The organism is Longimicrobiaceae bacterium, from assembly GCA_035696245.1.
GTDB lineage: Bacteria > Gemmatimonadota > Gemmatimonadetes > Longimicrobiales > Longimicrobiaceae > DASRQW01.
In genome coordinates this window covers 1-6198 of record DASRQW010000559.1, presented here as the reverse complement: position 1 = coordinate 6198, position 6198 = coordinate 1, and the positions used below count along the sequence as shown (strand labels likewise).

Genomic DNA, 6198 nt, shown 5'->3' with positions numbered 1-6198 from the left:
GCTCCACGAATCGACCATGCGACGTATCGGGCTCCTCCTCGCTCTCGTGGTGCTGCCGGGCGGCTTGCAAGCGCAGATGATCAACGGCGGGTACGCGGCCGTGGGGCGCGTGGCGGCCGACCATCCCTCGTTTCACTCGCGACTGAACCTGGCGGCCGGGTACGAGCTCTCGATGATCGATGGCGGCGTGCTGCTGGGCGGACGCACGGCGAGCAGCTACGCCAGCTTCCGTCCGGACCGGCGCGCGGTGCTCGACTCCGCCGGCTTGACGGACGGGACGCTGACGGGGCGAACGGCCACCTCGATCGACGAAGGCGTCGACCTGCTCGCGGGGATGGCGGGAAAGCACGTGCGCACGTACGGGTTCCTGGGGCTCCACTACGTGCGTGACTCGTGGAAGGAGGGCGACCTGAGCGGCGCCGGCGGCGACGTGCACCTGCGCAGCCGTCGGCGGACGGACCTGGCCCGCGCCTACGGCTTTGGCGCGGTGCTCAGCGCGGGTGCCGGCCAGGGCGTGTTCGCGGAGTGGTTCCGCGGCCCCGGCGACGCCCCTCGCATGATCGGCTCGCGTGGGGTCCGCTTCGGCGTGCACTGGGACTTCGGCGGCGGGTTCCTGGAGCCGAACAGACGGTCGCGTTGAGTAGATTCGCGGGGAGCCGTTGAGAAGATGATTTCACGGCTCAACAAGAAGGTTGACAGAGTGGACGGCGGGTCGCACCTTTTGCGCTCTCGTGCGCTCAACCTCTCGTCAACCACGCTGCCGACTTCCCATGCGTCGAACGCCACCCTTCCTTTCCAATAGCGAATCTGCTATTCTTCATCTGTCGCGGGGCGTGAAGCTGAAGCCCGTCGAGTGGGTCGGGTCGAGCAAGAAGGACCTGAAGCAGTTTCCCGAGCAGGTTCAGGACGTGGTGGGCCGTTCGATCCTCGACGCGCAGTTCGGAGACACGCCGCCGAACGCGAAGCCGCTCAGCGGGTTCGGAAGCGCGGGCGTCCTGGAGGTGGTGGAAGACCATGACCGCGCCACGTACCGCGCGGTGTACACGGTGCGGTTCCGGAACGTGATCTACGTGCTGCACGCGTTCCAGAAGAAGTCCACACACGGCATCGCGACGCCGAAGCACGAGGTCGAGCTGATCCGCGAGCGGTACAAGGCCGCCGAGATGCACTACAAGCAGAGCTACCCGTGAGAGGCACCATGGACGAGACGATGATCGAGAAGGGCAGCGGCAACGTCTTCGCGGACCTCGGGCTGCCGGACCCGGAGGAGCGGCTCGCGAAGGCGATGCTCTCTCGCGCGATCCACCAGGAGATCCGGCGCCGCGGCCTGACGCAGTCCGCCGCGGCGGAGGTGATGGACTGCGCGCAGCCGGACGTCTCCAAGGTCGCGCGGGGAGACGTGTCCGGCTTTTCGGTCGAGCGGCTGTTTCGGTTCCTGAACGCGCTGGGGATGGACGTGCGGATCGCCGTGCGGCGCACGAAGGAAGCCGCGGGGCACGGGCACGTGCTGGTGGAGGTCGGCTGACGGACCCGATGGGACGATGAAGGAGAGAGGCCGGACGCCCGCGGGGGTGTCCGGCCTCTCTCGCATCCATCGATCGGCCTGCGGCTACTCGTAGCGGAGCGATTCCACCGGGTCGAGGCTGGCGGCCTTGCGGGCGGGGAAGAGGCCGGCGAGAAGGCCAATGGCGGCCAGGATGCCCACGGTGAGCAGGGCGATTGGCCAAGAGAGCCGCGGGTGCATCAGGAACTCTGCCGCCATGTTGCCCTGCGTGGGCAGGTTGTCGACCCCGTACACCACCGCGGCCGAGAACGCGAGCCCGATGAGGCCGCCGGTGAGCGCGATGGCCAGCGCCTCGAACACGAACTGCTGCATGATGTGCCGCTTGCGCGCGCCCACCGCCAGCTTGATCCCGATCTCACGCGTGCGCTCGCGGACCACCACGTACATGATGTTCGCCACGCCCACGCCAGCCACCAGCAGCGTGAGCGCGCCGACGACGCCCAGGAAGATCTGGATGCCCTGGCCGATGAGCCGGCTGGTGCGGCCGTCCTCGATGATGTCCCACATGTCGATGGCGTGCTTGTCCTTCGGGTCGAACTTGTAGCGGCTGCCCAGCACCTCGTAGATGCGCGCCTTCACCTGCTCGGCGCGGGCGGGGTCGCGCGGCTTCACCATCAGGTGGCTCACGCGCGTGGGTCCGTACAGCGTGCGGAAGGTGGAGCTGGGGATGATGGCGCGGTCCGCGTCCGGCCCGTTGTTGCTGGACGTCTGCAGCTTGCCCTTGAGGGTGCCCACCACCGTGAACGGCACGCCGTCCAGCAGCAGCGTGCGTCCGACCGCCTTGCCGTCGGGGAAGAGCAGCAGGGAGATGGAGTCGCCCAGGAACACGACGCGGCGCTTCTCGGCTACGTCGCGAGGATCCAGGAAGCGGCCGCCCGCGGCGGGGTACATGCGGCGCAGCTCCTCGAACGAGGGGTCCACGCCCTCCATCATGGTGGTGGTGCTGATCTTCCCCGCCTTGAGCTTCGTCTGGTTGTGCCCGTACGACACGCTCACCATCTCCACCTCGTCGATGGAGCGCTTGAGGAGGTCCAGGTCTTCCTCGTGCAGCGAGACGTCGCGGCCGCGGGGCAGGCCCTCGAACGGGGTGCTGGTCTCGCCGCCGTAGATCATGAACATGGGCGCGGCGGCCCCGTTCAGGCCCCTCACCACCGCACGCTTCAGCCCTTCGCCGAAGGAGAGGAGCAGCACGACGGCGATGGTGCCCCACGTGATGGCGAACATGGTGAGCAGCGCCCGCGTCTTCTGCGTGCGCAGGTCGCCCCAGAACTCTTCCAGCAGGATCTTCCACATCGGCGGGCGTTTTCGGGTGAGCGCGGGGACATCGGGTTCCGCCCGCGGTCAGGCGTGCGGGTGCATCGCGTCGGTCGTCCGCGGAAGGCGGCTGTTGCTGGCGGTTGAAACCGCGGCAACGACTGCGCAAAGTCCCCCTGCGGGGACTAACGGCAACGGCTTGTGGTTGTGGCCGCCACGTCAGGCGGTGCATCGCGGCCGGGGAGAGACGGGGTCCGGCGCGGAACCTCACCGTCTCCGCCGAGACAAGGGGCGGCGGAAGCGGAGATGCCGGTGCGGTTGACCGCCGTACCCGAACGATCTTGTGGCGAGGGAGACCCGGCGGCGGTTTGCCGGGGCTCGCCGCGGGCGGGGAGACCCCGGACGGAGGGCGGCAGGCAGTATCGCCGCCCGGAGGAGGAGGCTCCCCGACCCCGCGGAGGAGACCGGTGGCAGGCTGTATCGCCACCGGGCTCCGGAGCGGCCCGTCCGGCGAGCCGTGATCCCCAACGCCGCTACGTCATCGGCCGACGATCAGCCGGTGTACCGGAGACACTCCACCGGGTCCAGGTTGGCAGCCCGGCGCGCGGGGAAGAGGCCGGACAGGAACGCGATCAGCCCCAGCAGCGCCAGCGTGGCGATCATCACCAGCGGCGAGATCGTGGGCGTCCCCACCTGGTCCTGCATGGGGATGAGCGAGGCGGCGGCCACCAGCCCGAACGACACGAGCACGCCAAGCACCGCCCCCACGGCAACGATAACGAACGTCTCCAGCAGGATCTGCGTGAGGATGCTGCGGCGCGTGGCCCCCAGCGCCCGCCGCACCCCGATCTCCTTGGTCCGCTCGCGCACCACCACGTACATGATGTTCGCCACGCCGATCCCGCCCACCACCAGGGTGAAGCTGCCCACCACGCCCAGGAAGAGGTTGAACCCCAGGAAGAGGGCGTTGAAGAACTTCATCTGCTCGTTCGTGTCCCACATGCGGATGGCGTCGTGGTCGGTGGCGTCGAAGGTGTAGCGCCGCCCCAGGATCCCGTACACCTCCTGCTTGATGCGCTCGCCCTGCGCTGCGTCCTTCACGCGGAAGAGCACCTGCGACACGTGCCGCTCGCCGAACACGGAGCGGAACGTTGTTGCGGGAATGAAGATGCGGTCCTTGTCGCGCTGCGAGTACGACGAGTTCTGGATCTTCTTGCGCATGACGCCGATCACGGTGAACGGCGTGCCGCCCACCAGCACCTGCCTGCCGACGGCAGGCGCGTCGCCGAAGAGCAGCGTCTTCAGCTCGTCGCCCAGCACGGCCACGCGGCGGCGCCCCTCCAGGTCGGGCCCGTCGATGAAGCGGCCGCCCGTTTCGGGGATCACGTTGCGCAGGTCGCTGAACACCGGCTCCACGCCGCTCACCAGCGGCGAGCCCACGTGCGTGCCGTTGCGCACCGGCGTGTCCCAGCGCCCGTACTCGGGCGTGACCACGTCCAGCCCGCGCACCTCGCGGCGCACCGCGTCCGCATCGTCGGCCGTGAGGCGGATGCGGCGACCCTCGGGGAAGCCCTTGAACGTCTTCGTGGTCGTGCCGCCGAAGAGGATGACCACGCCGTCGCCGATGCCCTTGGCGTTCTTCTTCATCTGCGCGGCCAGGCCCACGCCGAAGGCCAGCAGCACCACCACGGCGGTGGTGCCCCAGGTGATGCCCAGCACGGTGAGCGCCGTGCGCAGCCGCTGGGTTCGCAGCGTGTCCAGGAAGGGACCGAACAGGTCCGCGGCTCGCATGTGCCGGGCCCCTTACTCGATGGTCTTCTCGGGCTTCTCCAACACCTTCTCGCCCTCCCGCAGCCCGCCGGTGACCTCCACCGTGATGGCGTCGCTGAGTCCCGTGCGGATCACGCGGCGCTGCGGCTTTCCGTCCGCACCCGGCACGTTGACCCACGCGGTGTCGCCGCTGAAGGTGACCACGCGCTCCGGCAGCGTGAGCACGCGGTCGCGGCGCTGGATCACGATCTCGGCATTGGCGGAGAGGCCGGCGCGCAGCGTGGCGCCGCCCGTCTGCGTGAGCGCGATCTCCACCGGGAAGGTGGTGGCGTTCTCGGCCTTCTTGGCCTTCAGGGAGATGCGCGACACGGTGCCGCGGATGTGCGCATTGGGCAGCGCGCCGATCTTGATCTCCACGGGCATGCCCTCGTGCAGCTTGCCCACGTCGATCTCGTCCACCGTGCCGCGGAAGATGAGGTGGCCCATGTCGGCCATGCTCATCAGCACGGTGCCTTCCTGGTAGGTCGAGAGCGGCGTCACGGGGTCGCCCGTCTCCACCATCTTCTCCAGCACGTAGCCGCTGATGGGCGAGCGCACGACCGACTCCACGCCCGCGCCCGAGCCGCGGATGCTGCCCTTCTCCAGCAGCTCCAGCTTCTCGCGGGCCATCCGCAGTTGCAGCGAGGCTTCGTCCAGCTTGCGCTGCGCGGCCTCCAGGTCCTGCACGGGCGCCAGGCCGCGGTCCGAGAGCGCGTGCTGGCGCTCGGCGTCCTTCTGCGAGTTCTGCACGTCTATCTGGCGCAGCTCCACCTGGCGGCGAGCCTCCACCAGCTCCACGGGCGTGGGATCCGGCCGGATCTCGAGCAGCGGGTCGCCGGCGCGCACGAAGCCGCCCTCCACGACGAACATCCGCCGCACAACGCCCGAGACCTTGCTCTTGACGCTGACCTCCACCTCGGGCTCGATGGTGCCCACGGCGAGCGCCTTGTCCACCACGTCGCCGCGGGTCACGGCCACGGTGCCGGAGGGCGCGTCCTTGGAGCCGCCGGTGCCGCGCACGGCCATGAAGGCGCCGCCGAACACCACCAGGCAGCCCGTTCCCAGGAAAATCATGCTGCGTCGCTTCATACGGTGCTCCATCCGGCCGGGTGCGGGAGAGATTCTGAGGGCAGTGCGAAAGGGCGGCGAGACGCCCCGAATGCCCGGCGCGCGTCGGGGAGACGCGCCTTACCGGGCGAGTGCCAGAGTACGTGACGGATTAGACGGGGGTTTCAGCGGAATGGTTTAGCCCGGCGGCGTCCCGACATCAGAGCCGGCGTGAGAGTGCTGCGCGTTCATCCTCTGGAAGATCAGAAGATGCGCAACGTCCCACGCGGGTTTCGCGCATCCGGGAGGCGGCGCGGAGGTCGAAGCCGGTGGATGCACTGCGATCCCCCGCTCCTCATCTACGGAGTCAGGGGATGTTGGGTGGTGCGCGGATGATGTGGACGGGTCCGGCGATGCGCCGAGACGACGGCTTACGGCAGGTGGACGGTCTCGCGGCGATCCTCGCCGGTGAAGCTGGGGGCGCCGCTGCGGCCCAGGTTGTTGAGCACGATCCAGGCGAGCCC

Annotated in this window: 6 protein-coding genes; 3 read left to right on the top strand and 3 right to left on the bottom strand. The window is 69.1% G+C overall.

The genetic code is table 11. The annotated features are described in order from the left end of the window. The 3 genes from VFE05_24815 to VFE05_24805 all read left to right on the top strand — a co-directional run. On the top strand, window positions 1-640 hold a 640-nt coding region (locus VFE05_24815; GenBank protein ID HET6233322.1), incomplete at its 5' end, for a hypothetical protein. 193 nt (window positions 641-833) lie between these two features. After that, entirely contained in the window at window positions 834-1190 is a 357-nt protein-coding gene (locus VFE05_24810; protein HET6233321.1) for a type II toxin-antitoxin system RelE/ParE family toxin, read from the top strand. Next, window positions 1187-1525 (top strand): helix-turn-helix transcriptional regulator, encoded by a 339-nt coding sequence (locus VFE05_24805; protein ID HET6233320.1) that lies wholly within the window; start codon window positions 1187-1189, stop codon window positions 1523-1525. Before VFE05_24810 ends, VFE05_24805 begins: the two co-directional genes overlap by 4 nt. Before the next feature lie 84 nt (window positions 1526-1609). Here VFE05_24805 and VFE05_24800 read toward each other — a convergent pair whose 3' ends face one another. From VFE05_24800 to VFE05_24790, 3 genes are all read right to left on the bottom strand, one after another. Further along, a complete protein-coding gene (locus tag VFE05_24800) occupies window positions 1610-2857 on the bottom strand; it encodes an ABC transporter permease (GenBank protein ID HET6233319.1) in 1248 nt (415 codons plus the stop codon). Window positions 2858-3370: 513 nt separating this feature from the next. Beyond that, a complete protein-coding gene (locus VFE05_24795) occupies window positions 3371-4609 on the bottom strand; it encodes an ABC transporter permease (protein HET6233318.1) in 1239 nt (412 codons plus the stop codon). A gap of 12 nt (window positions 4610-4621) precedes the next feature. Next, complete coding sequence (locus VFE05_24790; protein ID HET6233317.1) at window positions 4622-5716, bottom strand: efflux RND transporter periplasmic adaptor subunit; 1095 nt, start codon at window positions 5714-5716, stop codon at window positions 4622-4624. Window positions 5717-6198: the final 482 nt, after the last annotated feature.